Annotated in this window: 23 protein-coding genes; 15 read left to right on the top strand and 8 right to left on the bottom strand. The window is 68.4% G+C overall.

The window, feature by feature from the left end:
• The first annotated feature begins 19 nt into the window (after positions 1-19).
• Genes E0504_RS00630 through E0504_RS00610 form a run of 5 tightly spaced genes read left to right on the top strand, consistent with a single transcriptional unit; the run spans position 20 to position 5,112 of the window.
• Entirely contained in the window at positions 20-1,126 is a 1,107-nt protein-coding gene (locus E0504_RS00630; RefSeq protein ID WP_131620924.1) for a phosphatase domain-containing protein, read from the top strand.
• Positions 1,127-1,152: 26 nt separating this feature from the next.
• Positions 1,153-2,070: an alpha/beta hydrolase gene (locus E0504_RS00625; protein ID WP_131620922.1), complete on the top strand. Its 918-nt coding sequence runs from the start codon at positions 1,153-1,155 to the stop codon at positions 2,068-2,070.
• Between the two features lie 10 nt (positions 2,071-2,080).
• Positions 2,081-3,436, top strand: coding sequence for a M48 family metalloprotease (locus E0504_RS00620; protein WP_131620920.1), 1,356 nt, complete (start codon positions 2,081-2,083; stop codon positions 3,434-3,436).
• Between the two features lie 9 nt (positions 3,437-3,445).
• Positions 3,446-4,144, top strand: a complete 699-nt coding sequence (locus E0504_RS00615; RefSeq protein ID WP_131620918.1) for a DsbA family protein — start codon at positions 3,446-3,448, stop codon at positions 4,142-4,144.
• Positions 4,141-5,112: a PDZ domain-containing protein gene (locus E0504_RS00610; RefSeq protein ID WP_131620916.1), complete on the top strand. Its 972-nt coding sequence runs from the start codon at positions 4,141-4,143 to the stop codon at positions 5,110-5,112. Before E0504_RS00615 ends, E0504_RS00610 begins: the two co-directional genes overlap by 4 nt.
• On the opposite strand, the gene E0504_RS00605 is transcribed toward E0504_RS00610, so the two are convergent.
• The gene (locus E0504_RS00605; RefSeq protein ID WP_131620914.1) at positions 5,109-5,726 is read right to left on the bottom strand and encodes an HD domain-containing protein; all 618 of its coding nucleotides are present in this window, start codon (positions 5,724-5,726) and stop codon (positions 5,109-5,111) included. The genes E0504_RS00610 and E0504_RS00605 overlap by 4 nt on opposite strands.
• A gap of 93 nt (positions 5,727-5,819) precedes the next feature.
• Here E0504_RS00605 and E0504_RS00600 point away from each other — a divergent pair, with 93 nt between their 5' ends.
• The 5 genes from E0504_RS00600 to E0504_RS00580 all read left to right on the top strand — a co-directional run bounded on the left by E0504_RS00600 (position 5,820) and on the right by E0504_RS00580 (position 9,812).
• On the top strand, positions 5,820-7,025 hold the full coding sequence (locus E0504_RS00600) for a sensor histidine kinase (RefSeq protein WP_131620912.1): 1,206 nt from the start codon (positions 5,820-5,822) through the stop codon (positions 7,023-7,025).
• Positions 7,022-7,828 carry a LytTR family DNA-binding domain-containing protein gene (locus E0504_RS00595; RefSeq protein ID WP_131620910.1) on the top strand — a complete coding sequence of 269 codons (807 nt, stop codon included), beginning with the start codon at positions 7,022-7,024 and terminating at the stop codon, positions 7,826-7,828. Before E0504_RS00600 ends, E0504_RS00595 begins: the two co-directional genes overlap by 4 nt.
• The gene (gene nadC, locus E0504_RS00590) at positions 7,818-8,687 is read left to right on the top strand and encodes a carboxylating nicotinate-nucleotide diphosphorylase (protein ID WP_131620908.1); all 870 of its coding nucleotides are present in this window, start codon (positions 7,818-7,820) and stop codon (positions 8,685-8,687) included. The genes E0504_RS00595 and nadC overlap by 11 nt, the downstream gene beginning before the upstream one ends.
• A gap of 110 nt (positions 8,688-8,797) precedes the next feature.
• On the top strand, positions 8,798-9,130 hold the full coding sequence (locus tag E0504_RS00585) for a hypothetical protein (protein ID WP_131620906.1): 333 nt from the start codon (positions 8,798-8,800) through the stop codon (positions 9,128-9,130).
• 13 nt (positions 9,131-9,143) lie between these two features.
• Positions 9,144-9,812, top strand: coding sequence for a hypothetical protein (locus tag E0504_RS00580; protein ID WP_207912044.1), 669 nt, complete (start codon positions 9,144-9,146; stop codon positions 9,810-9,812).
• Here the strand turns inward: E0504_RS00580 and tadA are convergent.
• Positions 9,809-10,264 carry a tRNA adenosine(34) deaminase TadA gene (gene tadA, locus E0504_RS00575; RefSeq protein WP_131620902.1) on the bottom strand — a complete coding sequence of 152 codons (456 nt, stop codon included), beginning with the start codon at positions 10,262-10,264 and terminating at the stop codon, positions 9,809-9,811. The genes E0504_RS00580 and tadA overlap by 4 nt on opposite strands.
• A gap of 98 nt (positions 10,265-10,362) precedes the next feature.
• Here tadA and rpmB point away from each other — a divergent pair, with 98 nt between their 5' ends.
• Positions 10,363-10,653 carry a 50S ribosomal protein L28 gene (gene rpmB / locus E0504_RS00570; protein WP_131620901.1) on the top strand — a complete coding sequence of 97 codons (291 nt, stop codon included), beginning with the start codon at positions 10,363-10,365 and terminating at the stop codon, positions 10,651-10,653.
• 62 nt (positions 10,654-10,715) lie between these two features.
• On the opposite strand, the gene E0504_RS00565 is transcribed toward rpmB, so the two are convergent.
• The 3 genes from E0504_RS00565 to xseA form a co-directional block, all read right to left on the bottom strand.
• Complete coding sequence (locus E0504_RS00565) at positions 10,716-11,483, bottom strand: M23 family metallopeptidase (RefSeq protein WP_207912042.1); 768 nt, start codon at positions 11,481-11,483, stop codon at positions 10,716-10,718.
• A gap of 135 nt (positions 11,484-11,618) precedes the next feature.
• A complete protein-coding gene (locus E0504_RS00560; protein ID WP_131620897.1) occupies positions 11,619-11,816 on the bottom strand; it encodes a DUF2093 domain-containing protein in 198 nt (65 codons plus the stop codon).
• Between the two features lie 24 nt (positions 11,817-11,840).
• Positions 11,841-13,298 carry an exodeoxyribonuclease VII large subunit gene (gene xseA / locus E0504_RS00555; protein WP_131620895.1) on the bottom strand — a complete coding sequence of 486 codons (1,458 nt, stop codon included), beginning with the start codon at positions 13,296-13,298 and terminating at the stop codon, positions 11,841-11,843.
• Between xseA and purD the strand changes: the two genes are divergently transcribed.
• Both purD and E0504_RS00545 read left to right on the top strand, forming a co-directional pair.
• The gene (purD, locus tag E0504_RS00550) at positions 13,297-14,586 is read left to right on the top strand and encodes a phosphoribosylamine--glycine ligase (protein WP_131620893.1); all 1,290 of its coding nucleotides are present in this window, start codon (positions 13,297-13,299) and stop codon (positions 14,584-14,586) included. The two genes, xseA and purD, sit on opposite strands and share 2 nt — an antisense overlap.
• Positions 14,587-14,655: 69 nt before the next feature.
• Positions 14,656-15,432: an alpha/beta fold hydrolase gene (locus E0504_RS00545; RefSeq protein WP_131620891.1), complete on the top strand. Its 777-nt coding sequence runs from the start codon at positions 14,656-14,658 to the stop codon at positions 15,430-15,432.
• A 4-nt stretch (positions 15,433-15,436) separates the two neighbouring features.
• On the opposite strand, the gene E0504_RS00540 is transcribed toward E0504_RS00545, so the two are convergent.
• Positions 15,437-16,429, bottom strand: coding sequence for an adenosine kinase (locus E0504_RS00540; protein ID WP_207912041.1), 993 nt, complete (start codon positions 16,427-16,429; stop codon positions 15,437-15,439).
• A 137-nt stretch (positions 16,430-16,566) separates the two neighbouring features.
• On the opposite strand from E0504_RS00540, the gene E0504_RS00535 reads away from it, so the two are divergent.
• Entirely contained in the window at positions 16,567-17,247 is a 681-nt protein-coding gene (locus tag E0504_RS00535) for an EI24 domain-containing protein (protein ID WP_131620889.1), read from the top strand.
• A complete protein-coding gene (locus E0504_RS00530) occupies positions 17,244-17,666 on the top strand; it encodes a hypothetical protein (protein ID WP_131620887.1) in 423 nt (140 codons plus the stop codon). The genes E0504_RS00535 and E0504_RS00530 overlap by 4 nt, the downstream gene beginning before the upstream one ends.
• A 71-nt stretch (positions 17,667-17,737) precedes the next feature.
• On the opposite strand, the gene E0504_RS00525 is transcribed toward E0504_RS00530, so the two are convergent.
• Positions 17,738-18,091, bottom strand: a complete 354-nt coding sequence (locus E0504_RS00525; RefSeq protein ID WP_131620885.1) for an iron-sulfur cluster assembly accessory protein — start codon at positions 18,089-18,091, stop codon at positions 17,738-17,740.
• Positions 18,091-18,564 (bottom strand): SUF system Fe-S cluster assembly protein, encoded by a 474-nt coding sequence (locus E0504_RS00520; protein ID WP_131620883.1) that lies wholly within the window; start codon positions 18,562-18,564, stop codon positions 18,091-18,093. Before E0504_RS00520 ends, E0504_RS00525 begins: the two co-directional genes overlap by 1 nt.

Raw genomic sequence — 18,564 nt, 5'->3', positions numbered from 1 at the left:
GCCGCTAGCGCAGGCAGCGATGCCGTTGTTCGACCGTGCTTCCATCCGTTTGCAGCCGTACTTCGGCTATCGCAGCGAAACACGCCTGACGATCGCCGCTCGCGCCTTGCGGGCGGGAACGCCGCGCGGGGACGTGTTCGCGCCCCGCGGCCGGCTCCAGGCGATGCGCACAATGCTCGCGCAGTTCGCCTCGCGCGAGGTGCCGGGCCTTGCGGTTCGACTGGAACTCAAGCGGCCCGATGGCGCCACGATTGAGCGTGAGGGCGTCACCGACCAGGAAGGCTACGTCCGGTTCGATGTGCCGCTCGACCCCGCCTGGCCGCTGGCGCGTGACCCCGCGTGGGAAGTCGTCTGCTTTCACTGGCTGACCGCGGCGGGGCCCCAGTGCGCCGAAGGTTTCGTGCTGGCCCCGGGAAGCACCACGCAGCTCGCCGTAATCTCCGACATCGACGACACGATCGTGGAGACCGGGATCACCGGCGGGCCGCGCGCGATGCTGCGCAACTGGCGCCGCGTCCTGGCCGAACTGCCGGACGAGCGGATCGCGGTGCCAAGCGCCGATGTATTCTTCGGCGCGCTCGGCGGCGGCGCGGTGTTGGCGAAGCCGGAGGTGGTCGGGGCGCGGTATGCGGCGACGCACCGGCCGTTCTTCTATGTGTCCTCCAGCCCGTGGAACCTGTTCTCTTATCTCGTCGCGTTCCAGCAGAGCCGCAATCTGCCGCTCGGGCCGCTGCTGCTGCGCGACTGGGGGCTCAACCGTGCGACCCTGGGTTCGGAAAGCCACGGAGCCCACAAGCGCGCCGCGCTGGATGCGTTGCTGGTGTTCTATCCCGACATGCGCTTCGCGCTGATCGGCGATGATACGCAAGGCGACTTGCCCGCATACGCAGACACGGTGCGAGGCCATCCCGGCCGGATCGCCGCGGTGTTCATCCGGACCGGGGCCGGTCCGCTGTCGCCGCAGGAGATCGCCGGCCGCTCGACGATCGAGGCTGCCGGAGTGCCGCTGTGGCTGGGTGACGATTACGCCACGGGCGACGCATTCCTGCGCGCGAACGGGATTTCCACCGGCGGCGAGACCGCGCAGATCGTCCACACCATCCAGGACAAGGGAACTGCGAAGTGACGCGCAGCAGGGGAAGGCGCTGGCTCATGGTGACGCTGATCGTGCTCGCGGTGCTGGGCTTGGGCGCTTTTGGCCTGTGGCGCTGGGCGGCCGCGCAAGGTTCGGCCGGAACCCTCGAATGGATCGACGCGCGTTTTGCCCGCGACGTGCCGGCGCGGCTGGCGGCGCAGGGCCGTTATGGCCCGGCCGATCACCAGAACGTGGAACTGTGGACCCCGGCGGGCAAGGCGCCGGCCGGCGGGTGGCCGCTGGTGGTGTTCATCTATGGCGGCGGGTGGCACTCGGGCGATACGCCCGAATACCGCTTTGTCGCCCGCACGCTGGCCGACCGTGGCTATGCCACCGCGCTGGTTGGTTACCGACTGGTGCCCGAAGGCCGCTTTCCCGCGATGCTGAAGGACAGCGCCGCCGGGGTGCGGTGGGCGCGAGATCGAGCCGCGGCGGCGCAGATCAGCGCCGACAAGCTGGTGCTCGCGGGCCATTCGGCTGGGGCCTACAACGTGCTGATGCTGACGCTGGACCCGCAGTGGCTGGCGGAGGCGGGGGTGCCCGAACGCGTCATCGCCGGGACGGTGAGCCTGGCGGGACCGGCCGATTTCTATCCCTTCACCAGCGATTCGGCCCGCAACGCGATGGCCGGCGTGGCCAATCCGCGCACGACCCAGCCGATCAGCTTCGCCCGCGCGGATGCGCCGCCCATCCTGTTGCTGCACGGTACCGACGACACCGTCGTGCGCGTGCGCAACTCCCGGCGCCTCGCGAGCGCCCTCAAGTCCGCGGGCGGTCGGGTGCAGGAGGTGGAGTTCGAGGGCATGGGCCACGCCGGCATCATCATGGCGCTGTCGAAGCCGTTCGCGCAGGGCGGCAAGGTGCTGGACCCGTTGCTCGCCTTCGCTGCGCAGGCGCGCGGGGCTTCAGTTCCGGTTCAGCGCGAAAATCGCTAGCGTTCGCGCCATGCGCATCCTGCCCCGCCTTTTCGCGATCGTCGCGGCGCTGTCGCTGCTGACCCAGCCGGCGAGCGCCCAGTCGGTCCTGCGCGATGCGGAGACCGAAGCCCTGCTGAGCGACATGGCCGCGCCGCTGGTGGCCGCCGCCGGTCTCGCCCCCGGCAATGTCGAGATCGTCATGATCAACGATCGATCCGTCAACGCCTTCGTCGCGGGCGGGCAGGCGGTCTACATCCATTCCGGCCTGATCGAGAAAGCCGACACCGCCGCCGAAGTTCAGGGCGTCATCGCGCACGAACTGGGGCACATCACCGGCGGGCACGTGATCACCTCGTCGCAAGGATATGCCAAGGCCAGCCGGATCTCGATCCTGTCTATGCTGCTGGGCGTCGCGGCCGCGGTCGCCGGCGCGGGGGATGCCGCGATGGGGGTGATGATGGCCGGCCAGCAGGCGGCGATGGGCAAATTCCTGGCGTTCAGCCGCGTACAGGAAAGCGCCGCCGACGCCGCCGGCGCGCAGTACCTCTCCAAGGCGGGCATGTCGGGCCGGGGCAGCCTGGCGTTCTTCAAAAAGCTCCAGAGCATGGAGTTCCGCTATGGCGTGAGCCACAGCGACGAGGCGGGCTATGGCTCGACGCACCCGATGTCGGGGGATCGGATCGCCCGCTTGACCCGCGATTACGAGGCGGATCCCGCTTGGGCCAAGCCCGACGACGCGCAGCTCCAGGCGCGGTTCGAACGGGTCAAGGCCAAGCTCGCGGGCTATATCCAAGAACCGGCGCAGACCCTGCGGCAATATCCCGAAACCGACACCACCGCACCGGCGCGTTATGCTCGCGCCTATGCGTTTCACAAACAGGCGCTGATGGACAAGGCGCTGAGCGAGACCGATGCGCTGCTGAAAAGCGATCCGGACGATCCGTATTTCCTGGAACTGGAAGGTCAGGTGCTGCTGGAATCCGGGCGGCCCGCCGATGCGATCGAACCGCTGCGCGAGGCGACGGCGCTGACCAGCAACCAGCCTCTGATCGCGTCACTGTTCGGCCACGCGCTGATCGCGACCGAGGACAAGAGCCACTACGCCGAAGCCGAGCAGGTGCTGCGGGCGGCGGTGGCGCGCGATCGGCTGAACCCGTTCGCGTGGTATCAGCTGGGGGTGATCTATGCCGCGAACGGCGACATGCCACGCGCGCGCCTCGCCAGTGCCGAGCAACAGGTGATGAGCGGGCAGTATACCGAAGCGCTACGCAGCGCGCAGGCGGCCGAAGCCGGCCTTGAGACCGGCACCCCTGACTGGCTGCGCGCGCAGGATATCGCGATGCAGGCGCGGGGCGAGCTTGAACGCGGCAAGAAGCGCAAGTAGCCGCTCCTGATGAAACGGACCATCATGACCGCGCTGGCGGCACTGATATGCGGCTTCGCGGGCGCCTGGCTGTTTTCGGTCAGCGGCCTGCAAGACCGCGCGACTGAGCGCTGGCTGCTGGCCAATCCCGAAGTGCTGCCCAAGATGGCGGAGCGACTGCAGCAGAACGAAGGGCGGAAGCGCGTGGCGTCTGTCTCGGCGGATGTCGCCAAGCCGTTCCCCGGCGCTGTGCTGGGCAATCCGCAAGGCTCGGTTACGCTGGTCGAATTCACCGATTATGGCTGCACATTCTGTCGCCAGTCGGTCGCCGATGTGCAGGCGCTGATCGCCGACAACCCGAACCTGCGGGTGGTGGTGCGCGAATGGCCCATCTTCGAAGGCAGCGATGGAGCTGCCCGGATGGCGCTCGCCGCCGCGAACCAGGGCAAGTATGCCGCCTTTCACGACCTGATGTTCGCGCAAAGCCCGCCCAGCCCGGCTTCGGTCGAGCGCGCGGCCACGGGCGCCGGGCTCGACATGGCGTCTGCCCGCGCATTCGCCGCATCTCCCGCGGTGGAGCTCGAACTCAGGACCAACTACGAACTGGCGCGCAAGCTGGGGTTCGAAGGGACGCCGAGTTGGGTGATCGGCGACCAGGCGTTCTCCGGCGCTGTCGGGCGCGACAAGCTGGCCGAGGCGATCGCGGCGGCGGCCGACGGCGGGGCGTGACGCGCGCGCCGGCTCGCCTGCTGGCAGTGGCCGCGGCGCTGGCGCTCATGCCTGGCGCGGTCCAGGCCGGGGTGGCGGAAGACCGGGCTGCGCTCGCCAGCTTGCAGGCGGATGACCTGCGGCTCCAATCGATCGGCTGGCGCCTGGCCACCGGCAACGCGGCATTCTGCGATGCCGTCCCCGCGATCGGGCTGCTGCTGCAGGACATGACCAACTATGCGCGGCCCGCGCGGATGCGCGCGGCAGCGGGCATCGCGGGCGATATCGCGGTCGAGGCCGCGGTGCCTGGCTCTCCCGCCGCGCTCGCCGGCCTAGCCGCGAATCACGAGATCGTCGCGCTGGACGGTCAGCCGATGGCGAACCTGCCGGCAGCGCCCGCTAACGATTGGCGGCGCCTTGCCGGCCTGCATGATGTGATCGACGCTGCACTGAAGCGCGACGGCGCGGTGCGCATCGCCTGGCGCGGACCTGACGGAGCGGTTCGCGAAGCGACCATCGCCGGCGTACCTGCGTGCCCCACCCGGTTCGAACTGCTCGATGGCGGCGGGCGGGCGCTGGCTGATGGCAAGCGGGTGGTGTTCGGCCGCAAGTTCGCGGGCTTTGGCCTCGCCGAAGACGAGATCGCCGCAGCGACCGCGCACGAATTCGCGCATAACCTCCTCGCTCACCGCGCGTGGCTGACGGGCCGCCGCAGCGCCAGGAACATCCGCGTCACCGAGCGCGAGGCCGACCGGCTGATGCCCTGGCTGCTGGCGAACGCCGGCTACGAACCCGCGGCCGCGGTGCGATTCTTCCGCAAATGGGGCCCGGGCAACGACGGCTGGATCTTCCGCGCGCCGACGCATGACGGGTGGGACGAGCGCGCCGCGTCGGTTGCCGGAGAATTGGCCCAGATCGCCGCATTGGCAGCCGCCGGGGCGCCCGCCGACTGGCGCACGCATTTCCGGCGGGATTCGACCGCGCGCTAAGCTGCCTTGGCTTCGGCCACCTTGGCGTAAATCGAGTTGATCGGCCGCGCCATCACCCGGCGCACCATCGGTTCGAAGAATTCCAGGCGCTCGCTCTCGTACGCCGGATCGAACGCCGCCTGATCGTATTCCTCGCAGAATTCCGCGCAGGCGTCGAAGAACGGATTGTCACGGAACTGCTCGCGCGAATGCTGGTCCATGCCGAGGTAGTGGAAGTAGTAATAGCCCTGGAAATGCCCGTGGTTCTGGCAGATCCAGTGCACTTCTTCGGACACGAACGGCTTGATGATCGAGGCGGCGACTTCGGGATGATTGAAGGTGCCCAGCGTGTCGCCGATGTCGTGCAGCAGCGCCATCACCACGTAAGCTTCGTCGCGCCCGTCGCGGTGCGCGCGGGTGGCGGTCTGCAGCGAGTGTTCGAGCCGGCAGATCGGAAAGCCGCCAAAGTCGCCTTCCAGCAGCTTCAGGTGGGCGAGCACGCGATCGGGCAGCCCTTGCGCAAACGCCATGTATTCGCCGCCGATGAGGGCCCAGTCTTCCTGGGTCCCTTCCTTCATCTCACGGAACTTGGCGCGCTCGGCGGCGCCATGGAGGGTGTCTGCGGTCACGTCCATCGGGTCTCTCCTTGCGTGCCGTATAACGCATCCCGCGGGTCGTTGCCAAAACTTGTCTGACGGCCAGACGAGATTAGTTTAAGGCCAACGCGAATGGTCAAGCTGCCTTTCCGCCCGGCACCGTTCTTCGACAACAAGAACGCAGCCTTCTGGAACCTGCAGTTCGCGGGCTGGGGCGGTGTGTTCGCGCTGCGCGCGGTGTCCGCATTCGCGAACGAAGCGCCGTGGGACCTGCTGCTGATCATCCTGGTGCAGGTGGTCACCGGGTTCGCGATCAGCCTGGTGCTGTCGGTGATCTATCGCCACCTGATGCAACGCACCGCGCTGGTCACCTGGGGCATGACGGCAGTCACGCTGGCGGTAGCGGTCGGGTTCTACGCCGCGGTCGACGCCTGGCTGCAGGGGATCTATTTCTCAGGCAGCCGCGAGACAACCTTCGCTCAGCGGATCGTCGGCCTGGCGTTCCTCGACGGCACGCTGATCGGCGCCTGGTCGGCGCTGTATTATGCCATCAACTTCTTCCTGACCGTGGAGGAACAGGCTGACCGTCTGGAGCGGCTGGAAGCGCAGGCGACCAGCGCGCAGCTCGCCATGCTGCGCTACCAGCTGAACCCGCACTTCCTGTTCAATACGCTCAATTCGATTTCCACGCTGGTGCTGCTCAAGCAGACCGAGCCCGCGAATGCGATGCTCACCCGCCTGAGCGCGTTCCTGCGCCATACGCTGGTGAGCGAGCCGGGCAGCAAGGTGACCATCGCGCAGGAAGTGGAGACCCTGAACCTCTATCTTGGCATCGAGCGGATGCGATTCGAAGAACGCCTGCGCACCGATTTCCAGATCGAGCCGGAGGCGGCGAACGCCTGCCTGCCGTCGATGCTGCTGCAGCCGCTGGTGGAGAACGCGATCAAGTACGCGGTCAGCCCGCAGGAGGAAGGCGCTTCCATCTCGCTCACCGCGCAACTCGTCGGACGGCGGCTGCGGGTCGCCGTGTCCGACAGCGGGCCGGGATTGCGCGAAGGCGGCGGCGGAGCCAGCGTGGCCTCGCTCGCCGGTGTGGGCCGGACCGTGTCGACCGGCGTCGGCCTGGCCAACATCCGCGACCGCCTGCAACAAGCCTATGGCGAGGATCACCGCTTCGAAATCCGCAATCCGCCGGAAGGCGGTTTCACCGTCATCATCGAAATTCCCTACGAACCCGCTCACCGCCGCGAATCCCAGGCGGTCGAACGGCCGCCTGCCGCCCCCGCCGCGCTCGCCCCTGAGCCGCCGGCGCTTTCGATTGGAAACACTGCCGCATGACCATCCGCACTCTGCTCGTCGATGACGAGAAGCTGGCCATCCAGGGCCTGCAGCTGCGCCTCGACAAGTTCGACGATGTCGAGGTGATCGGCACCTGCGCCAACGGGCGCGAGGCGATCCGCTCGATCAAGACCGAGAAACCCGACCTCGTTTTTCTCGACATCCAGATGCCCGGCTTCGACGGGTTCAGCGTGGTGAAGGGCGTGATGGAGATCGAGCCGCCGCTGTTCGTGTTCGTGACCGCGTTCGAGGAACACGCGATCCGCGCTTTCGAGGCGAACGCGGTCAATTACCTGATGAAGCCGGTGGACGAGGACAAGCTGGCCGACACGATCGAGCGGGTGCGCCAGCGGCTGGCCGAAAAGCGCAGCGCGGAAGAAGCCGAAAAGCTCAAGAACGTGCTGAGCGAGGTGGCGCCCGACGCGGCGGAGGAATTCGCTGCCGGCGACGAGGCCCCGGCTGACAGCGCCGATCGCTACGAAAAGCTGATCAACATCAAGGACCGCGGGCAGATCTTCCGGGTGGAGATCGATTCCATCGAACATATCGAGGCTGCCGGCGACTACATGTGCATTTACACCGGCGACAACAGCCTGATCCTGCGCGAAACGATGAAGGACCTGGAGCGCCGGCTCGATCCGCGCACCTTCCAGCGCGTCCACCGCTCCACCATCGTGAACCTCAACCTCGTCCGCCAGGTGAAGCCGCACACCAATGGCGAGTGCTTCCTAGTGCTCGACAGCGGCGCGGAAGTGAAAGTGAGCCGGTCTTACCGCGACGTGGTGGCGCGCTTTGTCCACTGATGCCTGGTCGCTTCCCGGCTTCGACCTCGACCGTTTCGTCCGCGAGACGCTGGCGGAGGATCTGGGCGAAGGGCTGCCGGGCGGCGGGCGCGATGTCACCAGCGAAAGCGTGATCCCGGCCGATGCGCGCTTTGCCGGCGTCATGGACAGCCGCGATCCGATCGTCGTCGCCGGGTTGCCGGCGGCCGAGGCGTTCTTCCGCGCGCTCGACCCCGGAATGATCGTCGAACGGCTGGTGGAAGACGGGCAGGACGTCTCCCCCGGCACCGACCTGCTGCGGCTGGAAGGAAACGCCCGGGCGATGCTGACCGCCGAACGCAGCGCGCTCAATATCGTGCAGCACCTGTCCGGGGTCGCCACGCTGACCCGCGCCTACGTGCGCGCGATGGACAATCCCCACTGCACCCTGCTCGATACGCGGAAGACCATTCCGGGCCTGCGTCACCTTGAAAAGTACGCGGTGCGGATGGGCGGCGGCGCCAACCACCGCATGGGCCTGTGGGATGCGGCGATGATCAAGGACAACCATGTACTGGTCGCCGGCAGCGTGGGTGATGCGGTGCGCCGCGCGGTCGCCGCCGGGGTGCGCGAGATCATCTGCGAGGTCGACCGGGTCGAGCAGATCGAGCCGGCGCTGGCAGCCGGGGCCACTCGCCTGCTGCTCGACAACATGGCGCCGGCCACCTTGCGCGAAGCCGTGCGCATCGTCGCTGGCCGCGTGCCCACCGAAGCGAGCGGCGGGATCAACCTCGACACCATCAAGGCGAAAGCGGCGACCGGCGTCGATTTCGTTTCCGTCGGGCGGCTGACCCAGAGCGCGCCCGCGGTGGACATCGGGCTCGATTTCACCGCGTTGTGAGGTGGCGCCAGGGCCCACGGCCGGGGGCGATCCGGGCGTTCGCGGTCATATACCTCGGCGCGGCCCTGCTGATCTTTGCCCACGGGCTTGTGGCCCTTGAGGAAACCCGAGTGGCATTGGCGACGCGTCTGCCAGGCTTTGCCGTCTCGTCCGACACGGCGATCGTTGTGCTGTCCGCGCAACTGTCGATCGCTGCGATCACCTTGTGCTTGGTGTGGTTTGTCGCGGCTCCGTTTGCCCGTTGGCTGCTCCTGGCCATGGCACTGGTAAACGCGTGGGGCATCGTCTCCGCGTTTCCGCGCTTGCTCGGCGCGGACGTCGACTTTGCCGCCAGCATCCTCGCCAGGCTCGCGGCACTGGTCGCGGTCGGGTGCCTGTTTCTCGCCGGCGCGCGGCGCTGGTTCGACCATTCCAGGGGGCGCGATGCGGCACTTAGCGGTTAGCGCGGTCCTCTTCGTGGCGGTGAGCCCGTTCCCGGCGGCCGCGCAGGCGTATCAGTGCCGTGTTCCCGCCAGGGTAGCGGTTCCGAACGTGCGGCCCGATGGCCCGGCGCGCCGGATGCCGGTGACCGGCTATGTCCTGGCGCTGAGCTGGGCGCCCGAGTTCTGCAAGGGGCGCGAACGGCGCGCAGCCGACGCGGTCCAGTGCTCCGGCGCCAACGGCCGCTTCGGCCTGGTGGTGCACGGACTGTGGCCGCAGGGGCGCAGCAACTGGCCGCAGTGGTGCCCCACGACCCGCAAGCCCTCCCCCGCGGACATCCGCGCCAATCTCTGCATTAGCCCATCGGCGCGGCTGCAAGGGCGGCAATGGGCCAAGCACGGTGCGTGCATGGTCCGCACCCCGGCCGCCTATGCCAAAGTCACCCGGATCCTCTATCAGGGGCTGCGGCTGCCCGATTTCGATCAGTTGTCCAAGGACCCAGAGCTGAACGTCGGCCTGATCCGCCGCCGCTTCGCCGCCGCCAACCCGGGCTGGCGCGCCGATGCCGTGGGGGTGAAGCTCAACCAGCGTGGCTGGCTGGAAGAGCTGCGGCTGTGTTACGACAGACGCTTCATGCCGGCGCCCTGCGGCCGCCGCCTGGGCCCGCCAGACCGCGCGCCGGTCAGGATCTGGCGCGGGCTTTAGCGGCGGGCGCGGAAGAATTCGCGCAGCATACCCGCCGCCTCGCCCTCGCCGATCCCGCAGACCACCTCCGGCCGGTGCAGGCACTGGGGATGATCGAACACCCGCGCCCCATGAGCGACCGCGCCGCCCTTGGGATCGGGCGCGGCATAGGTTACCCGCGCCAGCCGCGCATGGACGATCGCGCCGGCGCACATCGCACACGGCTCCAGCGTGACGAACAGTTCGCAGGCCGTCAGCCGTTCGTCGCCGAGCGTCCGCGCGGCAGCGCGGATCGCCACGATCTCTGCATGCGCGGTCGGGTCATGGTCGCCGCGCGGCGCGTTGCGTCCTTCGCCGATCACCCGCCCGTCCTTGACCACGACCGCACCGATCGGCACTTCACCGGCGTCCGCCGCTTCCCGCGCAAGGGCGAGCGCGCGCTTCATCGGGTCAGGCAAGGGCCACCGGTTCATTGCGCCTGCCTAGGGATACGCTTGACGATTCGCGAGGGCTTAGCTAAGCGCGCGCCTTTCCCGGCACCGCCGAACCCATTCTTGCGAAGAGATTTGTCATGTCGCGTATTTGCGAACTCACCGGCAAAGGCCGTCAGGTCGGCCACAATGTGAGCCACGCCAACAACAAGACCAAGAAGACCTTTCTGCCGAACCTGCAGAACGTGACGCTGATGAGCGAGAAGCTCGACCGCAGCTTCAAGTTCCGCGTGTCGACGCACGGTCTGCGTTCGGTGGAGCACAACGGCGGGCTCGATGCCTGGCTGCTCAAGACCAGCGACGAGAAGCTGTCGACCACCGCGTTGAAGGTGAAGCGCGAACTGAAAAAGGCCGCGCAAGCCGCCGCCTGATCCTTCGAGGATTTCGAAAATGCGCGCTGGAGCTTCGGCTTCGGCGCGCTTTTTCGTGCGCTTCAGCGAGGCGGCAGGAACAGCAGCGGATCAAGTCGCGCGTCGCGCCACTTGATCGACCAGTGGAGGTGCGGCCCCGTCGCGCGACCGGTGGCGCCGACAGTGCCGAGCAGCTGGCCCTGCTTGACGGATTGTCCTTCACTCACCGCCAGGCTCTGCGAATGCAGGAACGCGCTGTTGAGGCCCATGCCGTGGTCGATGATCAGCAGATTGCCCTCCAGCGAGAAGGGCGATTGCGCTGCCAGCACCACCACCCCGTCCGCCGGCGCGACATAAGCCGCGCCCGCACCGGGGGCGATGTCTAGCCCGGAATGATACGCCGCCGGCTCACCGCGATAGATCCGCTGCGAGCCGAACCGGCCAGAGATGCGGCCCTGAACCGGCCAGATGAAGCTCTGCCGCCAGCCGTCGCTGGGGCTGTTGCGGTCCCGTGCCGCCCCGATCCGGGCCAGTTCCAGGCGGCGCCGCGCCAGAAAGGCCTCGGTCACTCCGCCGGGCGCGCGGGCCACGTTGACCCGTTCGATCTCCCATTCGCGCGGCGTGATCGCGAGCGGGCTCGTCACCTCCCGGCCATCGGCCAGCCGCGCCGACAGCACCGCGCTCGATGCTGCATCGCGATCGAACGCGGCGAAGAAGCGACCTTGCGCATCGAGTGCCAGCGGTTCGCCATTCAGCGCTGCGCTGCGCGTCCCGCCGGGCGCTTGTCCGCGAATCCAGCCGCCCTGAGTCAGCTGACCGTCGAACACGAAGGTGGCCGGACCGCTGATCACCGGTGCGGCAGCTGGCGCGGACGTGCGGACCGGCTGGACGACGGGGGTGGACGCGGGCGCGGCGTTCAGGCGCGGTATCGCTCGCGGTACAAGCTGTCAGCGTCAGCGCCGCCGCGAGAGAGGGGGCGGCGCGGATCACTTCAGCAGACGGCGGGTGGCCACTTCCGGGTTGGCGTAGGCTTCCTGCCGCTCGACGCTCCAGTACCGCAGTCCTTCGAGCGGGATCGCCTCGCCGGTGACCGCGCAGACCACGTGACTGCCGGGGCGCATCACCCTGAATCCGTTGGGTCCGTAGATCAGTTGCGCGGCCTGTTCGCCCGATTTCATCAGCATGCCTGAAGTCCTATCACTTAGCCTTCACCCGAACAAATCGTCTTGCGCGCTGGATGCCACTGACCGTTTCGCCGGCGCGACGGGTCGCGGCTTGCGCTGCATGCCGCTTAGCGGGGCGACCTCGAGCGTGCCGTCCGCGAACTCCACGGCGAGGGCGGGCGACCGCGCGGCATCGTCCCGCGAACGCATCAGCTTGCCGTCCGCATCCCGCACCAGTGCAAAGCCCCGCGTAAGCGGCGCGCGGGGATCGAAGGATGCCAGCAGCCTGCCCGAAGCGACGACCTGTGCCCGCTCGCGGTCCATCCTGGTGGTGAGCAAGGCGGGCGACAGACGCGCGTGTCCCAGTCGCGTTTGCGCATCGCGCGCCGCGCGATCGAGCACGGAGCGGTTTAGCGGCAGGCGCGCCAGCCGCTCGCGACCATGTGCCGCCCGGTCGCGCAATCCGCGCCGGAGCCGATCCGCGAGATCGTCGAGCTTCTGCGCTTGAGGTGCGAGCAGCACCTGTGGCTGCGGCAGGCGCTTGGCGCGCGCTTCCAGCCGTTCGCGCCCCAGGTCGACCGGGCGCAGCGCACAGCGCTGCTTGCGGTGGGCGAAATCGGCCAGCGTGGCGCTCAGTTCGCGCAATACCGGCACCGCGATTTCGGCCGCGGCGGTTGGCGTGGGGGCGCGGCGGTCGGCGGCGTGATCGGCTAGCGTGGTATCGGTCTCGTGCCCCACCGCGCTGATGGTCGGTATGGAGCATTCCGCGATCGCCCGCACGACCGCTTCTTCGTTGAAACTCCACAAGTCTTCGATCGAACCGCCCCCACGCGCCACGATCACCAGGTCCGGCCGCAGCGGATGGCCTTCCGGCAGGGCGGAAAACCCGCGCACCGCGGCAGCCACCTGTTCGGCGGCGCCCTGCCCCTGGACGAGTACCGGCCACACCAGCACCCGGCTGGGGAAGCGGTCGGCAAGGCGGTGGAGAATGTCGCGGATCACCGCTCCGGTGGGGGATGTGACCACGCCGATGGTGGCGGGCAAAAACGGCAGCGGCCGCTTGCGCTCGGGCGCGAACAACCCCTCCGCCGCCAGCCGCAACCGCAATTTCTCCAGCAGCGCGAGCAGCGCGCCCTCGCCGGCCAGTTCCAGCTTCTCGATCACCACCTGATACTTGGAGCGGCCCGGGTACGTCGTCAGCTTGCCGCTGGCGACCACCTCCAGCCCGTCCTCTGGCCGGAACGCCAGCGCGGCGGCGGGACCGCGCCACATCACGCCGTCGATCACCGCGCCCTCGTCCTTGAGGCAGCAATAGAGGTGGCCCGAGGCGGCGCGCTTCACCCCCGACAGCTCGCCGCGCAGGCGGACGAAACCGAAGCGGTCCTCGACCGTGCGCTTGAGCATGCCGGCGAGTTCGCTGACCGACAGCGGCTCGGCGTTGTCCCCGGCCCGGCCCTTCGCTACCAGCCCACCACTTTCTTCAAGGAAATCGGGAGCGGGCATGAACATCCTTCTGCTAGGCGGCGGCGGACGCGAACATGCGCTGGCCTGGAAGCTGGCCCAATCGCGCCTGCTCGCCGGTCCTGAAGATAGGCTCTACGCCGCGCCGGGCAACCCGGGGATCGCCGACCACGCAGAGCTGGTCGAACTGCTGCTCACGGATCATGCGAGCGTGGTGCGCTTCTGCAACGACCAGCGCGTCGGGCTGGTGGTGATCGGCCCCGAGGCGCCGCTGGTCGATGGCCTGGCCGATACATTGCGCGCCGCGGGCGTGGCGGTGTTCGGTCCGTCCGCGCAGGCGGCGCGGCTGGAGGGGAGCAAGAGCTTCACCAAGAAGCTGTGCCGACGGGCAGGCATTCCGACCGCCGGGTACGTGCACGCTCGCTCGCTCGACGAAGCCCGCGCCGCGCTGGACGGCTTCGCGCCGCCGTTCGTGCTCAAGGCCGATGGCCTGGCCGCGGGCAAGGGCGTGGTGATCGCCGAAAGCCGCGCCGACGCCGAGGACGCGCTCGCCGACATGTTCGGCGGACAGTTCGGCACCGCGGGCGCGGAAGTGGTGATCGAGGAGTTCATGACCGGCGAGGAAGTGAGCTTCTTCGCGCTGACCGACGGCGCATCGGTGCTCTCGTTCGGCAGCGCGCAGGACCACAAGCGCGTGGGCGATGCCGATACCGGCCCCAACACCGGCGGCATGGGGGCTTACAGCCCGGCGCGCGTGCTGACGCCGCTGCTGGAGGGCGAGGTGCTGGAGCGGATCATCCTGCCGACTGTCCGCGCGATGGCCGACATCGGGGCGCCCTATTCAGGCGTGCTGTTCGCCGGGCTGATGCTGACGAGCGAGGGGCCCAAGCTCATCGAATACAACTGCCGGTTTGGCGACCCCGAATGCCAGGTACTGATGGTGCGGCTGGAGGACGATCTGGGCGGACTGCTGCTCGCCTGCGCCGAGAACCGGCTGGCGGCCGCGCCCCCGGTGAACATGGCGCAGGACGTGGCCCTAACGGTGGTCATGGCCGCCGACGGTTACCCAGACACGCCCACCAGGGGCGGCGCGATCACGCTGGGCGACGCCGAGGCGGAGGGTGCCAAGGTCTTCCACGCCGGCACCGCGCTGCAGGACGGCGAGCTTGTCGCCAGCGGCGGCCGGGTCCTCAACGTCACCGCCACCGGAACCACCGTCGCCGAAGCGCAGGCCCGAGCCTATTCCGCCATCGGCGCGGTCGACGCACCCGATCTATTCTGCCGCCGCGACATCGGCTGGCGCGAAGTGGAACGCGAGAAGACCGACTGATCCGGAGCAAAGCGGCTCTGCCAGGATTGGGTCACGTAAGCCGGACGCACAGCAGGATCGGATCAAGCGTTGCACACCATCACCCACGGCGAAGGACGGTCGCTCCTGCTGGTCCACGGGATTGGCAGCAACCACACGACCTGGCGGAAGATCGTGCCGTCGCTCGCCGCCGAGCGAAAGGTGATCGCAATCGACCTTCCAGGACACGGGCAGACCCCCGCCACGCCCGGCAGCGACACGTTCGCCGGCTTGGCTGACAGTCTGGCGGAGTACCTGGTGAGCCAGGGCTTTCAGTCGGTGGATATGGTCGGCAGTTCGCTGGGTGGCCGGCTGGTGCTGGAAATGGCGCGGCGCGGTCATGCGGGAGCGGTGGTGGCGCTCGATCCCGGCGGCTTCTGGATGGGGTGGGAGCGACATTACCTGCAGACCACGCTGCTCGCCTCCGTGTACTTGCTGCGGGGTCTGGGCGGGATGCGCAAGCCGATGGCGCATAGCCCTGTCACCCGCTCGATGCTGCTTGCCCAACTGTCCGCGCACCCTTGGGAGCTCGACGGTGAAATGGTCGCTGACGAGCTCGACAGCTACGCCAGCACTCGCACGTTCACGCAGCTCGTCAACGATCTCGCCGCAGCGCCGATGCAAGAAGGTCCGGCGTCGTCCAGCAGCGGCGCGATCACGATCGGCTGGGGCCGCCACGATCGCCTGTGCTGGCCCGGTCAGGCCGAGCGGGCGCTGGCGGCTTTCCCTTCAGCGCGGCTTCACTGGTTCGAGCATAGCGGACACTTCCCGCTATGGGACGAACCGGAGGAAACTGTCCGAGTGATCTTGGAGACCACCACCGCGTGACGCCCTAGCCCAGCTGCTTCGTCATCAGCGCCTTGAGATTCGCCTCGGGCCGGGCGCCGTAGTGGCTGATGATCTCCGCCGCGCAGACCGCGCCGCGCTGCAGGCAGCGTTCCAGCGGCTCACCGTTCACATGGCCGTAGAGGAAGCCGGAAGCGAACAGGTCGCCCGCGCCGGTGGTGTCGACGATCGTGGTGGCGACTGATGGCACCTGCGCCCGTTCGCCACCCTTGAGCGCGACCGCACCTTCGGCGCCGCAGGTCACGACCAGCGTCGGCACCTTGTCCTGCAGCGCGGCCAGTCCGGCTTCCAACTCGCTCTCGCCGGTCAGCGCGGCGAGTTCGGTGTGGTTGGCGAACAGTACGTCGATCAGCCCATCGGCGATCAGGCTGCGGAAATCGTCACCGTGGCGGTCGATCACGAACACCTCGCTCAAGGTGAAGGCAACCTCGCGTCCGGCCGAACGCGCGGCGTCGATCGCCCGGCGCATCGCCGCGCGGGGTTCTTCGGGATCCCATAGGTACCCTTCGAGATACAGCACCTTCGCCGCCGCGATGGCCGCCTCGTCGAGCGCGGCCGCGGGCAGGAACTGGCTCGCGCCCAGGAACGTGTTCATGGTCCGCTGGGCATCGGGCGTGACGAAGATCAGGCACTGTGCGGTGGGGGGCTCGGCCTCGCGCGCAGGAGTGTCGAACGCGATTCCGCCCGCGCGGATGTCGTGTGCGAACACCCGGCCAAACTGATCGTCGGCGACTTGCCCGATGAACGCGCATTGCGCGCCGAGCGCCGCCAGCCCCGCCAAGGTGTTGGCCGCGCTGCCGCCCGATATCTCGCGCGCCGGGCCCATCGCCTCGTACAGCCGCCGCGCGCCATCGGCGTCGACCAGCGTCATCCCGCCCTTGTTGAGCGACAGTCGCTCGATCGTCGCATCGTCGCTCGGCGCCATGATGTCCACGATGGCGTTGCCGATGGCGATCACGTCGTAACGGGTTTCGGGCACTTCAATTCCTTCGCGTTCTCGGTCGCCGCGCGCCTAGCGGGTGGCGGCCCTCGCGCCAAGCGCTATGGGCCGGGGCGCCAGGGGCGTTGAGTTCGCAGCACTTGCTCTCAAGCAGCGACGCGGTAGGGCAGGCAGCGATGATCGGCGTTCCTGCAGCCTTTGCCCGCGCGCTGGGGCAGATCGGCGACCGCCGGGTGCTCGCGGTGCTGGCGAAGAGCATGGCGATAACGCTGGCGATCTTCGCCGCGTTTGCCGTGGCCGCGTGGCGCGGCGCTGCCACCCTGATCGAGAATTACGCGGCGGGTTATGGTGAGATCGGCGGGTTGATCGGCATTGTCCTGGCGATCATCGGCGGCTGGCTGCTGTTCCGCGTCGTGGCCTTGGCGGTCTTGCAGTTCTTCGCCGATGAAGTGGTCCTGGCGGTCGAAGCCCGATATTACCCCGATGCGGCGAGGACCGCGCGCCAGCTGTCGTTTGCCCAAGACGCCCGCAACGCGGCATCGGGTTTGATCCGCGCGGTTCTGGTCAACCTGATGGCGTTGCCGGTCGCGCTGCTGCTGCTGGTGACGGGGGTCGGCACCGCCCTGCTGTTCTGGGCGGTCAACGCCTGGCTTCTCGGGCGCGAACTGATGGACATGGTATGGCTGCGCCATCAGCCGAGTGCCGCCACCGCCCCGCCGCTCGGCGCCTTGACACGCCTGGCGCTCGGCGGGATCGTCGCGGGCATGCTGCTTATCCCGTTCGCCAATCTGCTCGCGCCCGTCATCGGTGCCGCCGCCGCCACGCATCTCGTACATGGGCGGAGGATGCGCGGATGAAAGCCTGGCCGCTACTGGCGATCGCGGCGCTCGGCGCGTGTGCCCCCACGACCGGAGCGAGAGTGTCCTCCGCCCCCGCGGCCGCGCCCGTACGAGCCGCAGCGGTGCCCGCGACGCGACCGGCGGCGCCGGCCACAGGCGGCTTCCGCCCGGCACGGGTGATGAACCTGCCCGGCCTGGAAGGGGTGATCGGCGCCGACAGCGCGGGGCTTCAGCGCCAGTTCGGCGTCCCGCGGCTCGATGTCTGGGAAGGCGACGCGCGCAAGCTGCAATTCGGCAGCGAAGCCTGCGTGCTCGACGTCTATCTCTACCCGCCCGCCCCCGGAGCCGCGCCCAAGGCAACGTACGTCGATGCCCGCCGCTCTAGCGACGGGCTTGATGTCGACCGGGCGGCCTGCGTCAAAGCGTTGAAGCGCTAGTCGCCGAACTCGAGCGGGGCGCTGCGCTATGATTCCGGTCCGGCATAGGGTCGGGACGCGGCCCCGGCAGATTACACCATGAAGCTTTCGCCGCACCCGCACGCGCCCTTGGCGTTGGGGTTGGCGAACTGGAAGCCGGCGGTGAAATCGTCCTCCACCCAGTCCATCGTGCTGCCGATCAGGTACAGCACGCTGGCCCCGTCGATGTAGAACGTGCCGCCGGGGGTAACGATCTTCTCGTCGAACTTGGCTTCTTCGGTCACATAGTCGACCGAGTAGGCGAGGCCCGAGCATCCGCGGCGCGGGGTCGACAGCTTCACCCCGATCGCATCGGCCGGCGCCTTGCTCATCAGTTCAGCGATCCGCGCCTCGGCAGCGGGGGTCAGCAGGACCGCGGCGGGTCGTTCGCGCAACGTCGTGGTCATCACAGCATCCCCAGTTCGAGCCGCGCCTCGTCGGTCATCTTGTCCGGGCCCCACGGCGGGTCCCACACCAGCAGCACTTCCGCATCGCGCACCCCGGGCACCGCGCCAACGCGCAGCTCGACTTCGCCCGGCATGGTTTCGGCAACCGGACAGTGCGGGGTGGTGAGCGTCATCGTCACCTTGGCCTCGCCGTCGGAGGTCACATCGACGCCGTAGATCAGGCCCAGGTCATAGATGTTCACCGGGATTTCCGGGTCGTAGATTTCCTTCAGGGCCTCGACGACGTTCTCGTACAGGTCGCCGCCAGGCTCTCCGGCATGTGCCACCTGCGGTTTCTGCGCGAGGAATCCTTCGAGATAATCCCGCTTGCGCTCGAAGGTATCGCGCGGGGTTTCGGCGTCTTCGACCGAGGCGCGCGGCGGGGCGGGGACGGCATCCACTTCCTCGATTTCGAACTTGGGCTGGTCGGTCAT

Source organism: Parafrankia sp. BMG5.11 (assembly GCF_004337455.1).
This window is presented reverse-complemented; position numbering and strand designations above follow the sequence as displayed.